This is a genomic window from Mesorhizobium qingshengii, from assembly GCF_900103325.1.
GTDB classification, from domain to species: Bacteria; Pseudomonadota; Alphaproteobacteria; order Rhizobiales; family Rhizobiaceae; genus Mesorhizobium; species Mesorhizobium qingshengii.
In genome coordinates, this window is sequence record NZ_FMXM01000018.1 from 98,010 (window position 1) to 117,417 (window position 19,408).

Annotated in this window: 19 protein-coding genes; 10 read left to right on the forward strand and 9 right to left on the reverse strand. The window is 63.5% G+C overall.

Annotated features, from left to right (window positions below; genetic code table 11):
• The first annotated feature begins 34 nt into the window (after nucleotides 1-34).
• The 3 genes from phnD to phnE (BLS48_RS24780) all read left to right on the forward strand — a co-directional run bounded on the left by phnD (nucleotide 35) and on the right by phnE (BLS48_RS24780) (nucleotide 3,430).
• Entirely contained in the window at nucleotides 35-943 is a 909-nt protein-coding gene (phnD, locus tag BLS48_RS24770) for a phosphonate ABC transporter substrate-binding protein (RefSeq protein WP_091583426.1), read from the forward strand.
• A 159-nt stretch (nucleotides 944-1,102) separates the two neighbouring features.
• A complete protein-coding gene (gene phnE / locus BLS48_RS24775) occupies nucleotides 1,103-2,059 on the forward strand; it encodes a phosphonate ABC transporter, permease protein PhnE (RefSeq protein WP_091583429.1) in 957 nt (318 codons plus the stop codon).
• A 3-nt stretch (nucleotides 2,060-2,062) separates the two neighbouring features.
• On the forward strand, nucleotides 2,063-3,430 hold the full coding sequence (gene phnE / locus BLS48_RS24780; RefSeq protein WP_091583432.1) for a phosphonate ABC transporter, permease protein PhnE: 1,368 nt from the start codon (nucleotides 2,063-2,065) through the stop codon (nucleotides 3,428-3,430).
• Between the two features lie 115 nt (nucleotides 3,431-3,545).
• On the opposite strand, the gene BLS48_RS24785 is transcribed toward phnE (BLS48_RS24780), so the two are convergent.
• The 3 genes from BLS48_RS24785 to BLS48_RS24795 all read right to left on the reverse strand — a co-directional run bounded on the left by BLS48_RS24785 (nucleotide 3,546) and on the right by BLS48_RS24795 (nucleotide 6,974).
• Nucleotides 3,546-4,397, reverse strand: coding sequence for a sugar phosphate isomerase/epimerase family protein (locus BLS48_RS24785; RefSeq protein WP_091583435.1), 852 nt, complete (start codon nucleotides 4,395-4,397; stop codon nucleotides 3,546-3,548).
• A gap of 175 nt (nucleotides 4,398-4,572) precedes the next feature.
• Nucleotides 4,573-5,760, reverse strand: coding sequence for a Gfo/Idh/MocA family protein (locus BLS48_RS24790; protein ID WP_091583438.1), 1,188 nt, complete (start codon nucleotides 5,758-5,760; stop codon nucleotides 4,573-4,575).
• A 158-nt stretch (nucleotides 5,761-5,918) separates the two neighbouring features.
• Entirely contained in the window at nucleotides 5,919-6,974 is a 1,056-nt protein-coding gene (locus tag BLS48_RS24795) for a sugar phosphate isomerase/epimerase family protein (protein WP_091583592.1), read from the reverse strand.
• A 401-nt stretch (nucleotides 6,975-7,375) separates the two neighbouring features.
• Here BLS48_RS24795 and BLS48_RS24800 point away from each other — a divergent pair, with 401 nt between their 5' ends.
• From BLS48_RS24800 to BLS48_RS24820, 5 genes are all read left to right on the forward strand, one after another.
• Nucleotides 7,376-8,263, forward strand: a complete 888-nt coding sequence (locus tag BLS48_RS24800; protein ID WP_091583440.1) for a sugar phosphate isomerase/epimerase family protein — start codon at nucleotides 7,376-7,378, stop codon at nucleotides 8,261-8,263.
• Between the two features lie 60 nt (nucleotides 8,264-8,323).
• Nucleotides 8,324-9,493, forward strand: a complete 1,170-nt coding sequence (locus tag BLS48_RS24805; RefSeq protein WP_091583443.1) for a mandelate racemase/muconate lactonizing enzyme family protein — start codon at nucleotides 8,324-8,326, stop codon at nucleotides 9,491-9,493.
• A 2-nt stretch (nucleotides 9,494-9,495) separates the two neighbouring features.
• Nucleotides 9,496-10,215 (forward strand): FadR/GntR family transcriptional regulator, encoded by a 720-nt coding sequence (locus BLS48_RS24810; RefSeq protein WP_091583445.1) that lies wholly within the window; start codon nucleotides 9,496-9,498, stop codon nucleotides 10,213-10,215.
• 2 nt (nucleotides 10,216-10,217) lie between these two features.
• Entirely contained in the window at nucleotides 10,218-11,198 is a 981-nt protein-coding gene (locus BLS48_RS24815) for a hydroxyacid dehydrogenase (RefSeq protein WP_091583448.1), read from the forward strand.
• A gap of 86 nt (nucleotides 11,199-11,284) precedes the next feature.
• Complete coding sequence (locus BLS48_RS24820) at nucleotides 11,285-11,629, forward strand: hypothetical protein (protein WP_244529851.1); 345 nt, start codon at nucleotides 11,285-11,287, stop codon at nucleotides 11,627-11,629.
• 25 nt (nucleotides 11,630-11,654) lie between these two features.
• On the opposite strand, the gene BLS48_RS24825 is transcribed toward BLS48_RS24820, so the two are convergent.
• A complete protein-coding gene (locus tag BLS48_RS24825; RefSeq protein ID WP_091583453.1) occupies nucleotides 11,655-12,950 on the reverse strand; it encodes an amidase in 1,296 nt (431 codons plus the stop codon).
• Nucleotides 12,951-13,070: 120 nt separating this feature from the next.
• Between BLS48_RS24825 and BLS48_RS24830 the strand changes: the two genes are divergently transcribed.
• Nucleotides 13,071-13,418, forward strand: coding sequence for a GFA family protein (locus tag BLS48_RS24830; RefSeq protein ID WP_091583456.1), 348 nt, complete (start codon nucleotides 13,071-13,073; stop codon nucleotides 13,416-13,418).
• Between the two features lie 93 nt (nucleotides 13,419-13,511).
• On the opposite strand, the gene BLS48_RS24835 is transcribed toward BLS48_RS24830, so the two are convergent.
• The gene (locus tag BLS48_RS24835) at nucleotides 13,512-14,726 is read right to left on the reverse strand and encodes an MFS transporter (RefSeq protein ID WP_091583459.1); all 1,215 of its coding nucleotides are present in this window, start codon (nucleotides 14,724-14,726) and stop codon (nucleotides 13,512-13,514) included.
• Between the two features lie 183 nt (nucleotides 14,727-14,909).
• On the opposite strand from BLS48_RS24835, the gene BLS48_RS24840 reads away from it, so the two are divergent.
• Nucleotides 14,910-15,896: an AraC family transcriptional regulator gene (locus BLS48_RS24840; protein ID WP_091583461.1), complete on the forward strand. Its 987-nt coding sequence runs from the start codon at nucleotides 14,910-14,912 to the stop codon at nucleotides 15,894-15,896.
• A gap of 41 nt (nucleotides 15,897-15,937) precedes the next feature.
• Here BLS48_RS24840 and BLS48_RS24845 read toward each other — a convergent pair whose 3' ends face one another.
• The 4 genes from BLS48_RS24845 to BLS48_RS24860 form a co-directional block, all read right to left on the reverse strand.
• Nucleotides 15,938-17,023 (reverse strand): ABC transporter ATP-binding protein, encoded by a 1,086-nt coding sequence (locus tag BLS48_RS24845; protein ID WP_091583464.1) that lies wholly within the window; start codon nucleotides 17,021-17,023, stop codon nucleotides 15,938-15,940.
• A 106-nt stretch (nucleotides 17,024-17,129) separates the two neighbouring features.
• Nucleotides 17,130-18,233, reverse strand: coding sequence for an ABC transporter ATP-binding protein (locus BLS48_RS24850; RefSeq protein WP_091583467.1), 1,104 nt, complete (start codon nucleotides 18,231-18,233; stop codon nucleotides 17,130-17,132).
• A complete protein-coding gene (locus BLS48_RS24855; RefSeq protein WP_091583470.1) occupies nucleotides 18,230-18,451 on the reverse strand; it encodes a hypothetical protein in 222 nt (73 codons plus the stop codon). Before BLS48_RS24855 ends, BLS48_RS24850 begins: the two co-directional genes overlap by 4 nt.
• Nucleotides 18,448-19,407 (reverse strand): carbohydrate ABC transporter permease, encoded by a 960-nt coding sequence (locus BLS48_RS24860; RefSeq protein ID WP_091583474.1) that lies wholly within the window; start codon nucleotides 19,405-19,407, stop codon nucleotides 18,448-18,450. The genes BLS48_RS24855 and BLS48_RS24860 overlap by 4 nt, the downstream gene beginning before the upstream one ends.
• Nucleotide 19,408 lies beyond the last annotated feature (1 nt).

Here is a 19,408-nt window from a genome sequence, read left to right on the forward strand (position 1 = left end):
GGCGCGGGGCCGGAACCTACAGGAGAGATATCAGATGTTCAGGAAGATGGTTTTTGGCGCCGTTTCGGTGCTCGCGATGGCGACCAGCATGGCCCATGCCGCCGATATGAAGGAATTTCGCGTCGGCATTCTCGGCGGTGAAAACGAGACCGACCGGCTGCGCAACTACCAGTGCCTCGCCGACCACCTGAAAGCCGAATTCGGCTTCGAGAAAGTGTCGCTGTTCCCGGCCGCCGACTATGACGGCGTCATCCAGGGCCTGCTTGGTGGCACGCTCGACTTCGCCGAGCTCGGCGCTTCCGGCTACGCCAGCGTTGTCCTGAAGGACCCGAAGGCCGTCACCCCGATCCTCACCACCCAGCAGACCGACGGCGCGACCGGCTACTATTCGATCGGCCTGGCGCTGAAGTCCTCCGGCATCACCGACATCAAGTCGGCCAAGGGCAAGAAGCTTGGCTACGCCGATCCGGATTCGACCTCCGGCTATCTGATCCCGCTGACCCAGATTCCGAAGGACACCGGTGCCTCCAACGAGACTTTCTTCGCTTCGACCCAGTTCAATGGTGGCCACGAGAACAACGTTCTGGCCGTGCGTGACGGTAAGGTCGACGTGGCGGTGGACGATTCCTCCGGCATCGGCGACTTCAAGGATGGCTACACCTCCGGCACCTTCCACAAGGAAGTCGCCAAGGGCGCCGTCGACCCCAACGACTTCGTCGAAGTCTGGCGCTCGGGCCTGATCCCGAACGGTCCGCTGGTCGTGCGCACCGCGCTCGGCGACGACATGAGCGCCAAGCTTGCCGACTTTTTCACGCAGCTCCCCAAGAAGGACAAGGCCTGCTTCGAAGGCATCGAAGGTGGCGATTTTACCGGCTACGTCCCGGTGAAAGCAGACTTCTACAACGTCATCGTCGAAGCCCGAAAGGCAGCCATTGGCGGCTAACGGAACAATCAGCAAGGGCGGTGTTACTAAAGCGACGTGCGTCCACTTGGACGCACAAAGTACGCTTTAGCACTTTAGATTGCCGCATCGGGCTTTCCGAAAATCGGACTTCGATTTTCGGACCGATGTGGCGGCACCGCCCTTTTTGCATCTCCGATCATGACCCTTTCCGTGACCGCTCATTCAGACGCGACGCACCAGGCAGCCGATGCCTGGCGACGCCAGACATCCTTGCGCCGGCTTTATACGGCTATCGGTGTCGGCCTGCTCATTGTCGCGCTCTGCGGCTCCATGTGGTTCGCCGACGAAGCCAATGCCGGGCATTTCTTCGACCGGCTGCCGCACATACTGGACTTCCTGAGCTGGCTCGTCCCCAAGGACTGGAACGATGTCTGGCGGGCGATGTTCGACGTCGCTTCCCCACATGACACCGGCACGCAGGAATTCAACTTCCCGCTCGGCCGCGCCTATGTCTGGGGCAGCTTCTACATCCCCGAATATTTCGAGTTGATGCTGACCACGCTGAACGTGGCGCTGGTCTCGACCTTCGTCGGTTTCGTCTTTGCCGTGCCGTTCTCCTTCATCGCGGCGCGCAACCTGACGCCGCATCCGGTGCTTCGGCTGATCGTCAAGCGCTTCATGGAACTGCTGCGCGCTTTTCCCGAGATCGTCATCGCCGGTCTGTTCGCGGCCATTGTCTCGATCGGCCCGATCGCCGCCATCATCGCCATCGGCCTGCATTCGATCGGCGCGCTGGGCAAGCTGTTCTACGAGATCAACGAGAACATCGACATGCGCGCCGAGGAAGGCCTGCGAGCGGTCGGCGCCAATTGGTTCGAGCGGGTACGCTTTGCCGGCCTGCCGCAGGTGCTGCCCAACTTCATGTCCTACACACTGCTGCGAATCGAGATCAACGTGCGCATCTCCACCATCATGGGTGCGGTCGGCGGCGGCGGTATCGGCGAAGAGCTGAAGCTGTCCATCTCCCGCGGCTTCGGCGCCAAGACGATAGCCTTGGTGCTGCTCCTGTTCACCACGATCTTCATTGTCGACCAGTTCTCCGCCTGGCTGCGCCGCAAGCTTGTCGGCGAGCAAGCGTTCGTGATGGGAGCTTAACCGATGGCTGCCATGACCGCCGATCAGATCCAGTCGATCGAGGAGCGCTTCCCGCACGTGTTCCGGCGCCCGTTCCACCAGCGCTTCGGGCCGCTGCTGTTGCTTGGAGGCACCCTTGTCTATCTCCTCTACGCCCTGTGGTTCTTCAACCTGCCGCAGGTGATGCGGGAATCGCACTGGGAGCGCCTGCCGCTGTTCCTGACCCAATGGATCAGCTACGACGTGCAGCCAATCTTCCGCCTTGATGAACCTCAGATCACTGCCAAATATCCACGCTTCTCGGTGCTCGGCCCGGACCCGCATCCGGACTGGGTCAAGGCCAATGCCGACGGTTCGGTGACGATCCTGATCGATGGCGCCGCCAAGTCGGTCACCTTCAACAAGATGCAAGCGACGATCATTGCCAACGGTGAGACCGTGCCGGTCGCGCTGGACACTGGCAAGCCGCTGATCTCCGGCCCGGTTCCCGACTGGATCACCGCGCATGAGGACGAGGTCGTCGCCGACATGGGCTTTGCCGGCGAGGTCCGCGTCGCCGCCGACCGCGTCAAGATACGCAAGCGCTTCCTCGGCTGGGCGAATTTTGTCTTCGATACCCGCTCGCCGTTCTTCGGCAAGTCGGCGGGCGAAGTGGCCTCGCTCATCGTTTCCGGGCCCGACCTGAAGGCGGGCACGTCCAATCTGGCGCTGGCCGGCGACAACATCTGGAACAACGCCCAGTGGCAGCATGGCGATGTCTGGACCAAGCTCCTGCAGACCATCGTCATGGCCTTTCTCGGCACCGCGCTTGGCGGCATCGTCGCCTTCCCGCTCGCTTTCTTCGCCGCCCGCAACATCACGCCCAGCCGGCTGGTCAACCAGGTGCTCAAGCGCTTCTTCGACTTCATGCGCTCGATCGACATGCTGATCTGGGCACTGTTCTTCACCCGCGCCTTCGGACCGGGTCCCCTGGCGGGCAGCGCCGCGATCTTCTTCACCGAGATCGGCACGCTCGGCAAAACCTATTCCGAGGCGCTCGAAAACATCGACGACAAGCCGCGCGAAGGTGTCGTCTCGACCGGCGCCAACGGCCTTCTGGTGCAGCGCTACGGCGTGCTGCCGGAAGTGATCCCGGTGTTCATCAGCCAGACGCTCTACCAGTGGGAATCCAACACCAGGGGCGCGACCATCATCGGTGCCGTCGGCGCCGGCGGCATCGGCCTGAAGCTGTGGGAAGCGATGCGCACCAACTCCAACTGGGCCAACGTCTTCTACATGGTGCTGCTGACGCTGGTCGTCGTCTTCGTCTTCGACAACATATCGAATTTCCTGCGCCGCAGGCTGAGCCGGACCATCCACGACTACAACCGGCTCCAGGCCGAGCAGGATTAACTCGCCCCGGGGTGCGGAGAGGCGAGAGGTCGGGGGTGTTGGACCACTTCGGCGAATGTCGCGGCATGGACGCTCGGGTCTCCGCATCCGCTTCGCCTGTGACGAAGTGAGGGGCTTAAGCGGCTTTCTTCCACCCGTTCCTGATATGCTTGTAGCCCTCGCGATAAACCGCTTCAGGGCTCTCGAAAAAATCGCGCCACACCTTGGTCGCCGCCGCCAGGTCCTTGAGTGAGCGGCCGAACGCCTCGATCGTCAGCCAGTCGTCATAGCCGCTCTCGCGGATGGCGGAAAAAGTCTCCGTCCACGGAATATTGCCGCGCCCCGGCACGCCGCGGTCATTCTCCGAAATATGGATATGCACGACATTCCCGCAGTGCTTTGTATAGGCGCCGATCGGGTCGGCCTCCTCGATATTGGCATGGAAGGTGTCGTACATCGCCTTGATGTGCGGCCGGTCGATGGCGTCGATATGCTCCGACAGATCCGCCATCGTGTTGAGGAGGTAGCATTCGAAGCGGTTGAGCGCTTCCAGCCCTATTGTGACGTTCCTGTTGCCGGCATGGTCGCCGATGGCGCGTTGCGAGGCAACCGAGCGCTTCTTCTCGGCTGCCGTCGGCCCGGAGCCGGAAAAGGCACCGAGCGTCGAATGCAGCGGGCCGCTCAGCGTGCTCGCACCGAGCGCATTGGCGCAATCAATCGCCCATTTCATGTAGTCGATGCCGGCCTTGCGCGTTGCCGCATCGGCCGAGATCAGGTTCATCGCCGGATCGCCCATGGCTGAAACCGCGGTCCGCTCGAGCCCGATGCGGTCGAGCAATTCGCCGAGTTTCCTGTAGTCGTCTGGCGTACCGGCAAAGATCGGTATCTCGACGCCATCGAAGCCGGTCGCCTTGATGTCGCGAAGCAGCGGCTCGTGTTTCTTCGACACCGCCGTCGTCCACAAGAACATGCACATGCCGATTTTCATCGACGCCCCTCCCCATCTGACGTCCCTGCCGGGGTGTTGAGCTTCAGGTCAGGCCGAGTCGAAAACGGCGGGTTCCGAGAACCGGAGCGGAGCGTACCTTAGAGTACGTGAGCACCGGAAGCGCAAGAAGCTGTCATTTGCAGGCCCGCATCACTGAATATCGCCACTCCTTGGATTAAAGCTTCGTCCACGCTCCATTCTTCTTCGACGACTTCACGCAAGCCTCGATGAAAGCCATGCCTTCGACGCCATCCTGTATGGTAGGGAAGACTACATCCTTTGCCGGCTTGCCGCCTTTACGCCGCGCCGCGCGGATCGCCCGCGCCGCCTCCTGGTAAATGTTGGCGAAGCCTTCGAGATATCCTTCCGGATGGCCCGACGGAACGCGGCTGACACGACCCGCTACCGGCAGCGCGCCGGCGCCATTTCGCGTGATCAGCTGCTTCGGCTGCCCGAACGGCGTGTACCAGAGATAGTTCGGGTCGGCCTGCACCCATTCCAGCCCGCCCTTCGAGCCGTAGATGCGCAGCTTCAGCCCGTTCTCATGGCCAGGCGCCACCTGGCTTGCCCAGATCATGCCCTTGGCCGGATGCGTCTTGCCGGCCGGTTTGAAGCGCAGCATGACATTGACGTTGTCGTCGAGCAGCCGGCCCGGCACGAAGGCGTCGAGATCGGCCGACAATGAATCGAGCTCCAACCCGGAGACGAAACGGGCGAGGTTATAGGCGTGCGTGCCGATGTCGCCGAGCGCACCGCCGGCGCCCGCCTGCTTCGGGTCGCCGCGCCACGACGCCTGCTTCTGGCCGGTGGCGGCAAGGTCCTCGGTCAGCCAGTCCTGCGGATACTCCGACTGCACGATGCGGATGTCGCCGAGCACACCCTTGGCCACCATCTCGCGCGCCTGCCGTACCATTGGATAGGCGGTGTAGTTGTGGGTGAGCACGAACACCTTGCCGGTCTTCTCGACTATCGCCGCGAGCTTCTTGGCCTCGGCAAGCGTCGTTGCCAGCGGCTTGTCGCAGATGACGTGGATGCCAGCCTCGAGGAAGGCCTTGGCCGCCGGCACATGCACATTGTTGGGCGTGACGATGGCCACCGCCTCGATGCCGTCGGGCCGCTTGGCCTCGGCCTTCGCCATTTCGGCGTACGAGGCATAGCTGCGATCCGGATCGAGGCCGAGTTCGGCGGCCGATGCCTTGGCCCGCTCAGGATTCGCCGACAGCGCACCGGCCACCAGCACGAAATCATTGTCCATGCGCGCCGCGATCCGGTGCACCGCGCCGATGAAGGCGCCCTGCCCCCCGCCGACCATGCCGTAGCGGATCGGGCCGCCTCCCGTTTCCGACTTCGATGCGCCGACCATCTTTTTCTCCTGTATTGGCTGAGGTACCCCTCCCTTTACGGGGAGGGTGGCCCGAGGGGCAGGGAGGGATCGGTTCATGCCGAGCTCTACGCCCGGCGACCCCACCCCGATCCGCTATGCGGATCTACCCTCCCCCTCGAGGAGGAGGGAAGACCGCTTCAAATTCCCATCATGGCGCGCAGCACCTTCTTGTCGGTAGCGCCGCCGGCAAAATCGTCGAATGCCTTTTCCGTCACCCGGATGATGTGGTGCTGGATGAAGGGCGCGCCTTCGGCCGCGCCGTCCTCAGGATGCTTCAGGCAGCACTCCCACTCCAGCACCGCCCAGGAATCATAATTGTATTGGGTGAGCTTGGAAAAGATACCGCCGAAATCCACTTGCCCGTCGCCAAGCGAGCGGAAGCGGCCGGCGCGGTTGGTCCAGCTCTGGTAGCCGGAATAGACGCCTTGCCGGCCGGTCGGGTTGAACTCTGCGTCCTTGACGTGGAAGGCCTTGATGCGCTCGTGATAGATGTCGATGAATTCGAGATAGTCGAGCTGCTGCAACAGGAAGTGCGACGGATCATAATTGATGTTGCAGCGCTTGTGGCCGCCAACCGCGTCGAGGAACATCTCGAAGGTCGCGCCGTCGAACACGTCCTCGCCGGGATGGATCTCGTAGCCGACATCGACGCCATTATCCTCATAGACATCCAGGATCGGCTTCCATCGCTTGCCGAGTTCGGCGAACGCCTCCTCGATCAGGCCGGCCGGCCGTTGCGGCCAGGGATAAAGGTAAGGGAAGGCTAACGCGCCGGAAAAGGATACCGAGGCCTTGAGGCCGAGATTCTTCGAGGCCTTGGCGCCGAACTTCATCTGTTCGACCGCCCATTTCTGCCGCGCCTTGGGATTGTTGTGCACAGAAGCCGGTGCGAAACCATCGAACTGCGCGTCATAAGCCGGATGCACGGCCACCAATTGCCCCTGCAGGTGCGTCGACAGTTCGGTGATCTCGACGCCGGCCTCGGCGCAGATGCCCTTGACCTCGTCGCAATAGGCCTTTGAAGAGGCCGCCTTCTCGAGATCGAACAGCCGCCCGTCCCAGGTCGGGATCTGCACGCCCTTGTAGCCGAGGCCGGCTGCCCATTTGGTGATCGAGGCCAGTGAATTGAACGGCGCGGCATCGCCCGCAAACTGCGCCAGAAACAGCCCGGGGCCCTTCATCGTTGTCGGCATCGGCATCCTCCCTCGTTTTTGTCGCGACCAAGCATAGCGCCGATTGGAAGCAGGGCCAGCCACTTTGGTCTTTTCGCACTGGGCGCTTGTACACGCCGCCATTCTGGTATTACCAAATATGGCGACTTGGTCAAGCCTCGCGATGCATCACGGAAGCCCTCCGCGCGCGGGAAAAGACGCGATATATTCCAATACAATCAATGAAGTAACCCAGACCAAAAGTTGCCTTCTTGCACTTCTTGCCGTCCCGAAGAATTTGCTGTAGACCTCGGTTGAGGCTCAATTGGTCGAACCAGTTTGCGAGAAAAGGCTGGGGATGCCTTGGGGAGGAACCCTTGCGCCGCCTTTCGGCGATGCATGTCGCAGGCGAACCATACAGGCGAATTTGGGAAGGACAGACCATGCATCTTTCGACGCACAACTGGATGCGCGCGGAACCCCTGGAGACGACGCTCAAGCGCATCAAGAAGTTCGGCTATGAGTCGATCGAGATTTCCGGCGAGCCCGAGCAGTACAAGACCAAGGAGACGCGCGCGCTACTCAAGGAACACGGCATTCGTTGCTGGGGGGCGGTGACGCTGATGCTGGGCGAGCGCAACCTCGCCGCCAAGAACCAGGGCCAGCGCGAACGCTCGGTTCAGTACGTCAAGGACGTGCTGACCATGGTCAGCGAACTCGACGGCGAGATCATCACGCTGGTTCCGGCCACCGTCGGCAAGGTGGTGCCGGATGGCACCGAGGAAGAAGAATGGAAGTGGGTCGTCGATGCGACCCGCGAATGCTTCACCCACGCCAAGAAGGTCGGCGTCAAGATCGCCGTCGAACCGCTGAACCGCTTCGAGACCTATCTGTTCAACCGCGGTGCCCAGGCCCTGGCGCTGGCCGACGCGGTCAGCCCGGAATGCGGCGTCTGCCTCGACGCCTACCATATCCATATGGAAGAATTTAACGTCTACGACGCGATCCGTCAGGTCGGAAAGCGCCTGTTCGACTTCCATGTCGCCGACAACAACCGCTTTGCCGCCGGCCTCGGCCAGATCGACTGGCCAAAGATCGTCGCCACGTTGAAGGAGATCGGCTACGACGGTGCGCTGACCAACGAGTTCGTAGCACCGGTCGACCGCACGCCGGCGGCGCCCTATCCCGACATGGTCGAGCGCCATCCGGTCGACATCTCGCCCGAACAGCTGAAGTTCATCCAGGATCACGGCTCGAGCGTGCTGACGGAGAAATTCTACACCGACCAGATGCGCATCACCGCCGAAACATTGCTGCCGCTGATCAAGTAGTCGACTGCTGTTGGGGAATTCGCTCTTCCGCCCCGACCGGCGGCAGGGCTGGGGAAGACCATGCGTATCAAGACCGTCCAAGCCTGGTGGGTCCGCATCCCGATCGAAGCCGCACGGCAACACCGCAGCGATTTCGGTCAGGTGACGACCTTTGACGCCGCCATCCTGCGAATCGAGACCGATGACGGGCTGGTCGGCTGGGGCGAAGGCAAGAACGCCGCCGGCAGCGCCGGCAGCTACGGCGCCCTCGTCCACATGCTCAACCATGAGGTCGGACCGCAGCTGATCGGCCGCGATCCGGCCGATATCGGCGTCATCTGGGAGATGCTCTACAATGGCGTGCGCCACGACAGTGCCGCGCGCGCCGGCCACGCCATGCCGCAGCTGGCGCGGCGCGGCATGAGCGTCGCCGCGATCAGCGCGGTCGACATCGCGCTGTGGGACATTCTGGGCAAATCGCTTGGGATTCCGGTCTGGCGACTGCTCGGCGGCCGCAAGCTCGATCGCATGCCGGCCTACGCGTCCGGCGGCTGGGCGCCCGCCGAGGCCATCGGCGAGCAATTGAAGTCCTATATCGCCAGGGGCGGCTTCAAGGCGCTGAAGATGCGGGTCGGCGCCATGGATGGCGCCGCGCATGTTTCCGCCACGCGTGTCCGCGCCGCGAGAAAGGCGCTGGGTCCCGATGTCGAATTGATGGTCGACGCGCATGGCACCTACACGGTGGCGGAGGCCAAGCGCTTCATCCATCTCGTCAACGATTTGGATCTGGCCTGGTTCGAGGAGCCGATCATCGCCGACGACAAGCCGGGCATGGCTGAAGTGCGCGCGTCCGGCCCCATTCCGATCGCCACCGGCGAAAGCGAAGCGACGCGCTATGCCTTCCGCGACCTCGCCATGCTCAAGGCCGCCGACATCTTCCAGCCGGATCCCGCCTTCTGCGGCGGCATCAGCGAGGCGATGAAGATCGGCACCATCGCCAGCGCCTTCAACCTGCGTTTTGCCCCGCATCTGTGGGCCGGCGCGCCCTGCTTTTTCGCCGGGCTGCACGTTTGTGCCGCGTCGCCGTCGAGTTTCACCGTTGAATATTCGCTCGGCGCCAACCCGATGATCCATGATCTGATCGAAGAGACTGTCGAAGCAAGGGACGGTATGGTAGCGATCCCGGAAAAGCCGGGTCTGGGATTCACCATTTCGGAGCGGTTCCTGGAGGCGCACGCGCAACGCGATTGACAATGAAAGAAAAGAACCTTCTCGCGGAACTCGCCGCCTACCTGTTCTCCCATTCGGACAACGAGACCGGCCGAACGCCGTCGGAGCGTGAACTGGCGGAGCATTTTGGCGTCAGCCGCGGCCAGATCCGCGAGGCGCTCGCCATTCTCGAAGCCATGCGCATCGTCGAGCGCCGCGCCAAATCCGGCATCTACATCGACACCAAGCAGGCCAGCGTCGAAGCGATGGCGCTGTTCGCGCGCGCCGGCCTGCCGCTCGACCCGATCCAGATCTACGAGACGGTCGAATTGCGCAAGATCCACGAAATCAAGGCCGCCGAGCTTGCCTGCTCACGTGCCACCGAGGAGAATTTCGAACGGCTGCGGGAAATCCTGAAAGCTTCCGAAGACCGCATCGCCGCAGGCGAAGGTCTTGCCCGGGAAGACCGCGAGTTTCACCTCGAGATCGTACGCGCCACCAAGAACAGCGTGTTCCACAACGTCTGCAGCGTCTATTACATGATGGGCGAACAGCGCCTGCCGATCTATTTCAACGACCCCGAGCGCAGCGTGCGCTCGCATGCCGAGCACATCCAGATCTATGAGGCGCTGCTGCGTCGCGACGGCAACCTCGCCCAGGCGCTGATGAGCGCCCATCTGCAAGGCGCGGAGAGCTACTGGAAGGGCCTTATCGAGGGCGGCAAGGCGGTTGCGCCCGCAAGCCCTACGCTCGAAAAGGCCTGACCGTGCCAAGGATCCTGTCGACTCATCCGCTGCATCTGCGCGCCTCGGCGATGCTGGCCGGCGCCGGTGAGCTTGTGGTTGCTTCCGCCCTCGATCCTGGCACGCTTGCCGCCGAGGCGAAGAATGCCGACATCGTCATCGTGCGCGCACCCCTGCCGCCGGCATTGTTCGAGGGTGCAGTGAAGCTGCGGGCCGCGATCCGCCATGGCGCCGGGCTCGACATGATCCCGATGGAAGCAGCTTTCGCGGCCGGCGTGCTGGTAGCCAATGTGCCGGCGGTCAATGCCCGCTCGGTTGCCGAACACGTCATGTTTGCGGCCCTTGCCTTACTGCGCAACTTCCGCGTCGTCGACCGCGACCTGCGCACGAAAGGCTGGCTCGCAGGCCGCGAGCACGCCAATTCCAACAGCGAGCTTGCCGGCAAGACCATCGGCATTGTCGGCCTTGGCGCCGTCGGACAGGCCGTCGGCCATATCGCGGCGCACGGCTTCGACCTGAAGGTGGTGGCAACGACGCGCAGCATGCAGCCGGCGCCTGAGAAGGTCGGCTTCCTGTCGATCGATGCGCTGGTCGAACAAAGCGACATCATCGTCCTGTGTTGCCCGCTGACGCCGGAGACTCGCGGCCTGATCAGCCGCGAACGCATCGCGCGTATGAAACCCAACGCGCTGCTGATCAACGTTTCGCGCGGACCGGTCGTCGATGACGACGCGCTGATCGAGGCACTGCGGAAACGCCGCATCGGCGGCGCCGCCCTCGACGTGTTTTCGACGCAGCCGCTGCCGTCAAATCATCCCTATTTCGGCTTCGACAATGTCATCATCACCCCGCATATGGCGGGGATCACCGAGGAATCGATGATGCGCATGGGCGTCGGCGCGGCGGGCGAGGCCTTGCTCGTGCTGGCCAATAAACTGCCGGTCAATCTGCGCAATCCGGAAGTGGTCGATCATTACCGGCGGCGGTTCCCGGCCAACAGATAGTGCATCGCGGTTTCGCCCCAATTCTCCGCGACGTTGCAGCCATGTCCGGTCTTCGCCTCGCATTTCTGATTGCCGCAGCTTCGTCTATGAGCACCTTGCCGGCATTCGCCGTGGCCGAGAGCAGCTATGTCTATTGCGACAATGGGCTGCGTTGCTTCAAGGCGCCCTGCCCGTCGAACAGCGCGCTTGATCTCGCCACCGGCACGGTCATCAAGGGTGTTTCTATCGACATCAGCGGATTGCCGCAGGCCGACAAGGCTATAACCGATCAGTCCGACGTGCTTTATGCCGGAAAGATCGTCGTCAGGGGCTCGATCGAGCAGCGCACCCAGACCATCACCGGCAAGGATTACAGCCTGCCCTGGCTGGTCGCGACCCGCATCGTGCGCACCGCCATGGACAGCGAACGCAAGCACTGTTCGTCGCACTGATCCGCAGTTCGCGGTTCACTGCCGATCAACCGCCCAGCAGCCTCTCCACTTCTGCGGCAATCCGCATCAAACGCCGGTCATGGCCGTTGCGCCCGACCAGCATCAATCCGACCGGCAGCGCCATATCAGGCATCGGCAGCGAGATCGCGCAGAGATCGAACTGGTTGGCGACCTGAGTGTTGCGCAAGAGCAGGCCTTCGGTGCGATCACGCAGTTCGGTATCCTCGGCCATGGAAACGATGGTCGGCGCCGTCACCGGCGTGGTTGGCAGCGCCAGCACATCGACCGATGCCAGCCTCTCATCCATGGCGGCGGCGAGCGCGGCACGGCGCCGCATTGCCCTGATATAGACCGGCGCCGACAGCATGGCCGCCCGCGACAAAGGTCCGCTGACATGCGGGTCGACCGGCACTGATGCCCCTGTCGCCAGCCAGTCGGCATGCACTTCGGCCCCTTCCATGGCGGCGATCGAGCCACGCTTGGTCGCCGCGCGCATATCGGCAAGCAGATCGTCTATCGACAGGTCCGTGACCCGAGCACCGGCCAGTTCGACCTTGCCGAGACAGCGCTCGAATGCTGCCGCAACCTCGCCTTCCGTGTCTCCGAAAAGAACGCCCCGCGGAATGCCGACGCGAAATCCGGCAAGCGGAATCGGCGCCAGCGCGGTCGGCACCTCGCCGGCCATCACTGCGTCGGCGACAGCACACTGGGCGACGGTTCGGGCAAGCGGACCGATCGAGTCCAGTGTGGCGGACAACGGGAAGGCGCCGGTAAGCGGCACCCGCCGCGCCGTCGGCTTGAAGCCGACCACACCGTTGAGCGACGCCGGGATACGCACCGAACCGCCGGTGTCGGAACCGATGGATATTTCGCTCGTCCCCTCGCCCACTGAAACGCCGGCGCCCGAGGAGGAACCGCCCGGAACGCGGCTGGCATCCGCCGCGTTGCCGGGCGTGCCGTAATGCTGGTTGTCGCCGATCGCGGTGAAGGCGAATTCGGTCATGTTGGTCTTGCCGATGATCACCGCGCCGGCCCGCCGCAGCCGGTTGACGATGGCGGCGTCGCGCAGCACGGACGTCGCGGTCCTGAGCATCAGCGAGCCGGCCGTGGTTGGTTCGCCGGCGACATCGAACAGATCCTTGATCGAAACAATGGTCCCGTCGAGCGGCCCGAGCGTCACACCTGCCCGCTTGCGGGCATCGCTGGCGTCAGCCGCCGCCCGCGCGGGCTCCGCGTAGATTTTGGTGAACACGCGCTCTTCCCCGGCGCGGGCGGCGAGGCGCGCGAGGATGATTTCCAGATGATCACGGACGGGTTGCATTGTCGGTGTCGGACTCCGGACGTGTTGAACGTCTTAAGGGTGGAAGCCACTGCATGGCTTGCCGAGACTTAACCCGGCGCAGGCGGTTTTGCACCCCTGCCGGATGGAGGGAATAACCCGATGCTCTACAAAGGCAGCTGTCACTGCGGCAAGGTCGCCTTCGAGTTCAAGGCTGAGCTGACCGGCACCGTGCGCTGCAATTGCTCGATCTGCTCGCGCAAGGGCGCGCTGTTGTGTGCCATCCCGCACCACACGCTGCGGGTTCTGGCCTGGGGCGATGATTTGGGCATCTACACATTTGGCGGTCACGCCATCGCACACCGCTTCTGCCGGACCTGCGGAATCCATCCCTTCGCCGAGGATGTCCGCGAAGGCGGCGAGCGCAGTGCCTATGTCAACATCCACTGCGTCGCCGATCTCGACCCTTCCACCTTGCAGGTCTTCGACTTCGACGGCCGCGCGGTTTGAGTTCGCTCGTCGCTGCCATCACAACGGCAGCGACCCGAAGGCCGTGATGGTTCTCGGGCCGCTGCGCAAGTCAGGGATGGCTGTTGGCGGAGACTATTCAGCCTGCTTCGGACCGCGCAGGAACACCACGATCGCCGCCAGTAAGGTCGCAGTGCCGCAATAGGCAAACGCGCTGGCCACACCGGCATGGTCGACCAGCAGGCCGCCGAACACGGCGCCGAGCGCAATCGCCACCTGGAAGGTCGCCACCATCAGTCCGCCGGCGCTTTCGGCCTGGTCGGGCGCGGCCCGCACCAGCCAGCTCTGCAGCCCGACCGGCACTGCGCCGAAGGCAAAGCCCCAGGCCGCGACAGCAGCGGCCGCGATCGTCGGCGAGGCGCCGAAGACCAGCATCGAGGCGGCCGCAAGGCTAATCAGCAACGGTGCCAGCGCAACGGCTGCCTTGAGGTTGCGCTCGGCCAGGATGCCGCCGGCGACGTTGCCGAAGAAGCCACCAATGCCGTAGGCCAGCAGCACGAGCGAGATCGTCTCGATATCGAGCACGGGGACCTTCTCGAGGAACGGACGGACATAGGTGAAGCCGGCAAAGTGTCCCGAGGCAACCAGCAGCACGACCAGCAGCGCCACCCTGATCGACGGGCGCTCGAGCACATCGAGCAAGGTGCGGAAGCTCGCCACGCCCACGGGCGGCAGCTTCGGAATGGTGGCCAGTTGCACCAGCAGCGCCAGCGCACCGACGACGGTGGCGATCATGAACGCCGTGCGCCAGCCCCAGATGTCGCCGACATAGGCACCGATCGGCGCCGCGCAGACGGTGGCCACAGAAACACCGGTCAGGATGATCGACATGGCGCGCGGCATCAGCCGCATCGGCACCAGCCGCAACGCCATCGCCGCCGACATCGCCCAGAAGCCGCCGAGCGCCACGCCGAGCACGACGCGGGCAAGCAGAAGCATGGCGAGCGACGAGGCAAAGGTGGCCAGGAGGTTCGACAGGATCAGGAACACCGTCAGCATCCACATCACCAGCCTGCGGTCCATCCGCCTGGTGATGATGGCCATGGTGGGCGCGGCAATGGCGCCGACGATCGCGGTTGCCGTCACCGCTTGTCCGGCCACGCCCTCAGTGACGCCGAGATCGCGCGCCATCGGCGTCAGCAGGCTGGCGGGCAGGAATTCCGCCGTGACGAGGCCGAAAACACCAAGTGCAAGAGATACAACCGCACCCCATGCCGGCTCGGTTCGTTCGTCTGGTTCCGCAGGGTTCAGAAGTGTGGCGTCGATGACGCCTGTCGCGGGTTCGGCCATGGTCAGTCTCCGATCTGTTTTCAGCGCCACATAGGCAATGACCGATCCGGGGCTCCACCCGTTACATGCCTTGCCCTCGCGGCCTGGCACCGTGGCCGGTCTCGATTTGTTTGCGGCGCAACATTTGGCTGCACTGCAACATAGGGAGTGACGACTTGGAGTTTCCATGCTAGAAACCCCATTATGTTTGACCGTTCGTCCAAAATTCCGGTCACTGGCGACCCGTTGACGGACATTCTGCGCGGGCTGCGTCTCGACGGTGTCGAGTATGGCCGCTGCGAACTGAAAGAGCCCTGGGGCATCCAGTTCCCGGCTCATCCCGCCGCCCGGTTTCATTTCGTTGGCCGCAGAGGGTGCTGGCTGAAGCAGCCGTCCGGCGAATGGATTGAGCTCAATGCCGGCGATGCCGTGCTGTTGCCGCGAGGCGCTGCTCATGTGCTGGCCAGCGAACCCGGCGCGCAGGCCTGGCCAATTCACAGTTACAAGCGCGAGGAGGTCTGCAAGGATGTCTTCTGCACGTCGAATGCGGAGATGTGCGACAAGGATTGCCAGCCGGGAACACTGCTGTTCTGCGCCAGCATGTATTTCAACCTCGACGGCCTGCATCCCCTGCTCGGCATGATGCCGGATGTGATGCGCACGCATGAACTGGAAGCCTACGAACCCGGCATTCCACATCTGCTGGAGGCGATGGCGCGCGAAGTCACGATGGAGCGCGTCGGCTCCGGCGGCATTCTGGCGCGGCTGGCCGATGTGCTGGCCGCCACCGTCATCCGCTCATGGGTCGAACGTGGCTGCGGTGACTCGTCCGGCTGGATCGCGGCGGTCAGGGATCGCGACATCGGTCGCGTGCTGGCTGCCATCCATCTCGAGCCGGACCATGACTGGACAGTCGAGTCGCTGGCCAAGATGATGGGCGCCTCGCGCTCGGGCTTTGCCGAGCGTTTCGCCACCATCGTCGGCGAAACGCCGGCAAGATATGTCACCCAGGTCAGGATGCACCAGGCGAGGCAGTGGCTGGTCCGCGACCGGATGAAAATATCAGTCGTTGCCGCGCGCCTTGGCTATGAATCGGACGCCGCCTTCAGCCGCGCCTTCAAGCGCGTCATCGGATCGGCACCCAGCCACCTGCGCGCCGAAGAACAGGCTGACATCCGTCAGGCCAATTGAGCCAGGCGGAGTTCACTCCGACCCGGTCAATCCGTGGCGACCTACCCGGCGTGCCGCAAGCTGACACCACTGCCTTTGTCGAACAGCACCACCTTGTCCGGGTTCCAGGCAAAGCGCACAGCCTGCTCGATGGCGACATCGGTCCTGGCTGGCACCGTGGCGCGCAGCATCGCGTCGCCGACGCGCAGCGTCAGGATCTTCTCGACGCCATGGTTCTCGACGTCGTGGACACGCGCCTCGACCGGCGCGCCGCTCTCGAGATAGACGTCCTCGGGACGAACGCCGAAGACGAGCGGGCGACCATCGGTCGCGCCGCTCGCCTTGGCTCCCCCTGAAAAAGGCAGTTCGAAGTTCAGCGGTGCCATCACCGCGCGGCCATTCACCAGCCTGCCGTCGATGAGGTTCATCGGCGGCGAGCCGACGAAGCTCGCCACATAGGTGTCGCGCGGATTGTTGTAGATTTCGTGCGGCGTGCCGGTCTGGACGATGCGGCCGTGGTTGAGCACGCCGACCTTGTCGCCCATCGACATCGCCTCGATCTGGTCGTGGGTGACGAACAGGAAGGTGGCGCCGAGCTGCATCTGCAGGTTCTTCAATTCCGTGCGCAGCGCCTCGCGCAGCTTCGCGTCGAGCGCCGACAGCGGCTCGTCCATCAGGAACACACGCGGCTTGCGCACGATGGCTCGGCCGATGGAGACGCGCTGCATCTCGCCGCCGGACAGCCGGTCGGTCTTGCGGTCAAGCAGATGCTCGATCCTCAACGTGCGGGCGGCGCGGTCGACGCGGTCCTTGATCTCGGCGTCGGGCAGCCGGCGGATCTTCGGCTTCAGCGGGAACTCGAGGTTTTCCCGCACCGTGTAACGTGGATAGAGCGAGTATTGCTGCAGCACCAGCGCCACGTCGCGCTCTGCCGCCCCCCAGTCGGCGACGTCGACGCCATCGATGAAGACCTGGCCTTCGCTAGGCTTCTCGAGGCCGGCGATCAGCCGCAGCGTCGTCGTCTTGCCGGCGCCCGTCTCGCCCAGCAGCACGAAGAATTCGCCATCGGCGATGTCGAGATCGAGCCCGGTCAGCGCGGTATGATTTCCGAATGTCTTCGAGATGTTCTTGAGCTGGATATGGGCCATGATCAGTTGTCTCGATTCTGTTCGAGGGCGGCCTGCCCTTCGCTATGGCTCCGGGCATTCGACTGTTCGAAAAGCCAGATCGTTGGCTTTTGGCGGCCTTCGGCCGTCACAGTCTCACCCCCAGCGACTTGCCGCTTGCCGTGTCGAAGAAATGCGCCTGGGCCGGATCGATCCTGGCGAACACCTTCTCGCCGGGACCGCTGACGAAGCCGCTCTTGGTGCGCGCGCGCAGCATCTTGGAGCCGACCTTGAGGTCGACGATGTCGAAGGAGCCGAGCGGCTCGACGATCTGCGTCTCGACCGGCAGGAACCCTTCCGCCGCATCGTGGCGAATGAGAACGCCCTCCGGCCGGATGCCGAGCGCCAGCTGGCCACCGGCATGGCCGTTGAGCTTCGACAGCAGCGCCCGCGGGAACTCGAAGCCGGCGGCAGCTTCACCGACCGTCACCGAGACCGACGAAGCCGTTTCGGCGACCGCCGCGTCGGCGACGTTCATCACCGGGCTGCCTACGAATTGCGCCACGAACAGATTGGCCGGATGCGAATACACCTCGTCCGGCGAGCCGACCTGCTGCAGCACGCCTTCATGCATGATGACGATGCGGTCGGCGAGGCTCATCGCCTCGATCTGGTCGTGGGTGACATAGATGGTGGTCGAACCCTGCTTGATGTGCAGCCGCTTGATCTCGGCCCGCATCTCCTCGCGCAGCTTGGCGTCGAGCGCGCCGATCGGCTCGTCCATCAGCATCGCTTTCGGCCGCCGCACCAGCGCGCGGCCGATGGCGACGCGCTGCATGTCGCCGCCTGAAAGCGCGGACGGTTTCTTGCCGAGCAGGTCCGATATCTGCAGCGTCTTGGCGACCGAGCGCACTTCCTGGTCGATCTCGCTTTTGCTCTTGCGCGTGGCGCGCAAGGGGAAGGCGATGTTCTCGTAGACGCTCATATGCGGGTAGAGCGAAAACGACTGGAAGACCATGGCGATGTCGCGATCGGCGGCCTTCAGATGCTGGATGGGTTTGCCGTCGATGAGGATGTCCCCCTCGTCGATCGTCTCCAGCCCGGCGATGGCGCGCAACGTCGTCGTCTTGCCGCAGCCAGACTGGCCGAGCAGCACGATGAACTCGTTGTCGCTGATCTTGAGGTTCAGGTCCTTGATGACCTGGACGGCGCCGAAGAATTTCTGGACACCGCGAAGCTCGATCTGGGTCAATGCTGTGCTCCCCGATTTCGCATCTGTCCCGTGCCTGCTTTTTCTTCCGGTGCGATCTTCGACGTGATGTTGAAGCCGATCAGCCCGATCAGGATGATGGTCAGGCCATATGTGTGCAGCAACATGTTCCAGGGCTGGCAGAGTGCGACAATGCCGAGCACCATTAGAATCTGCGATCCGGGTTCCAGGTATTTCTGGTTGATGGCGCGAAAGCTCATTTGCGGATCGCTCCGAAGGACATGCCGCGCAACAGATGGTTGCGGAGCAGGAAGGTGAAGATCGCGACCGGCAGCAGGAACAGGAAGGTTCCGGCGGCGATCACCGTCCAGTCCGGCAGGCCGGAGCCGACCTGGCTGGGGATGAAGGGTGGCGCGGTCTGGGCGCGGCGGTTGGTCATGATCAGCGCGAAGGCATATTCGTTCCATGCCGTGATGAAGCAGAACACGGCGGTGGCGGCGATGCCGGTGGCGGCCTCCGGCAGCACGATCTTGAAGAAGGCCTCCATGCGCGTGTAGCCATCGACGAGGGCAGCCTCCTCATATTCCTTCGGGATCTCGTCCATGAAGCCCTTCATCAGCCACACCGAGAAAGACAGGTTGAAGGCAGTGTAGAGGATGATCAGGCCGACATGGGAATCGTTGAGGCCGACCGCCCGGTACATCAGGAACATCGGGATCGCCACCACCACCGGCGGCAGCATGCGCGTCGACAGGATGAAGAACAAAAGGTCCGCCTCGCCCTTCACCTTGAAGCGCGAGAAGCCATAGGCGGTGAACGTTCCCATGCCGACCGCCAGCACCGTCGAGGTGATGGCGATGATCAGCGAGTTCAGGAAGCGGCTCGGATATCCCGACCACTGCACCTGGCCCTTGCCGTCGCGCACGATCTTTTCGCCGCCATCAAAGACGACGCGCTCCCACCACGGAGCCGCCGCATACTCTTCCGGCGACGGCGGGCTGCGCATTTGCGAGCGCTTGGTGAACAGCTTCACGAAAGGCGATATTTCAGGCTGGAAGACGACCGTCGGCGGGATGGTGGTGGCAAGGTTGCGCGGCTTGAACGCCGTCGAGGCGATCCAGTAGATCGGCGCCAGGAAGATGATCGTCACCACCAGCACGGCGATGATGGCGACGCGATTGAAGCCGATTTCGGAAGAAGTGCGGACGGCGGCCATC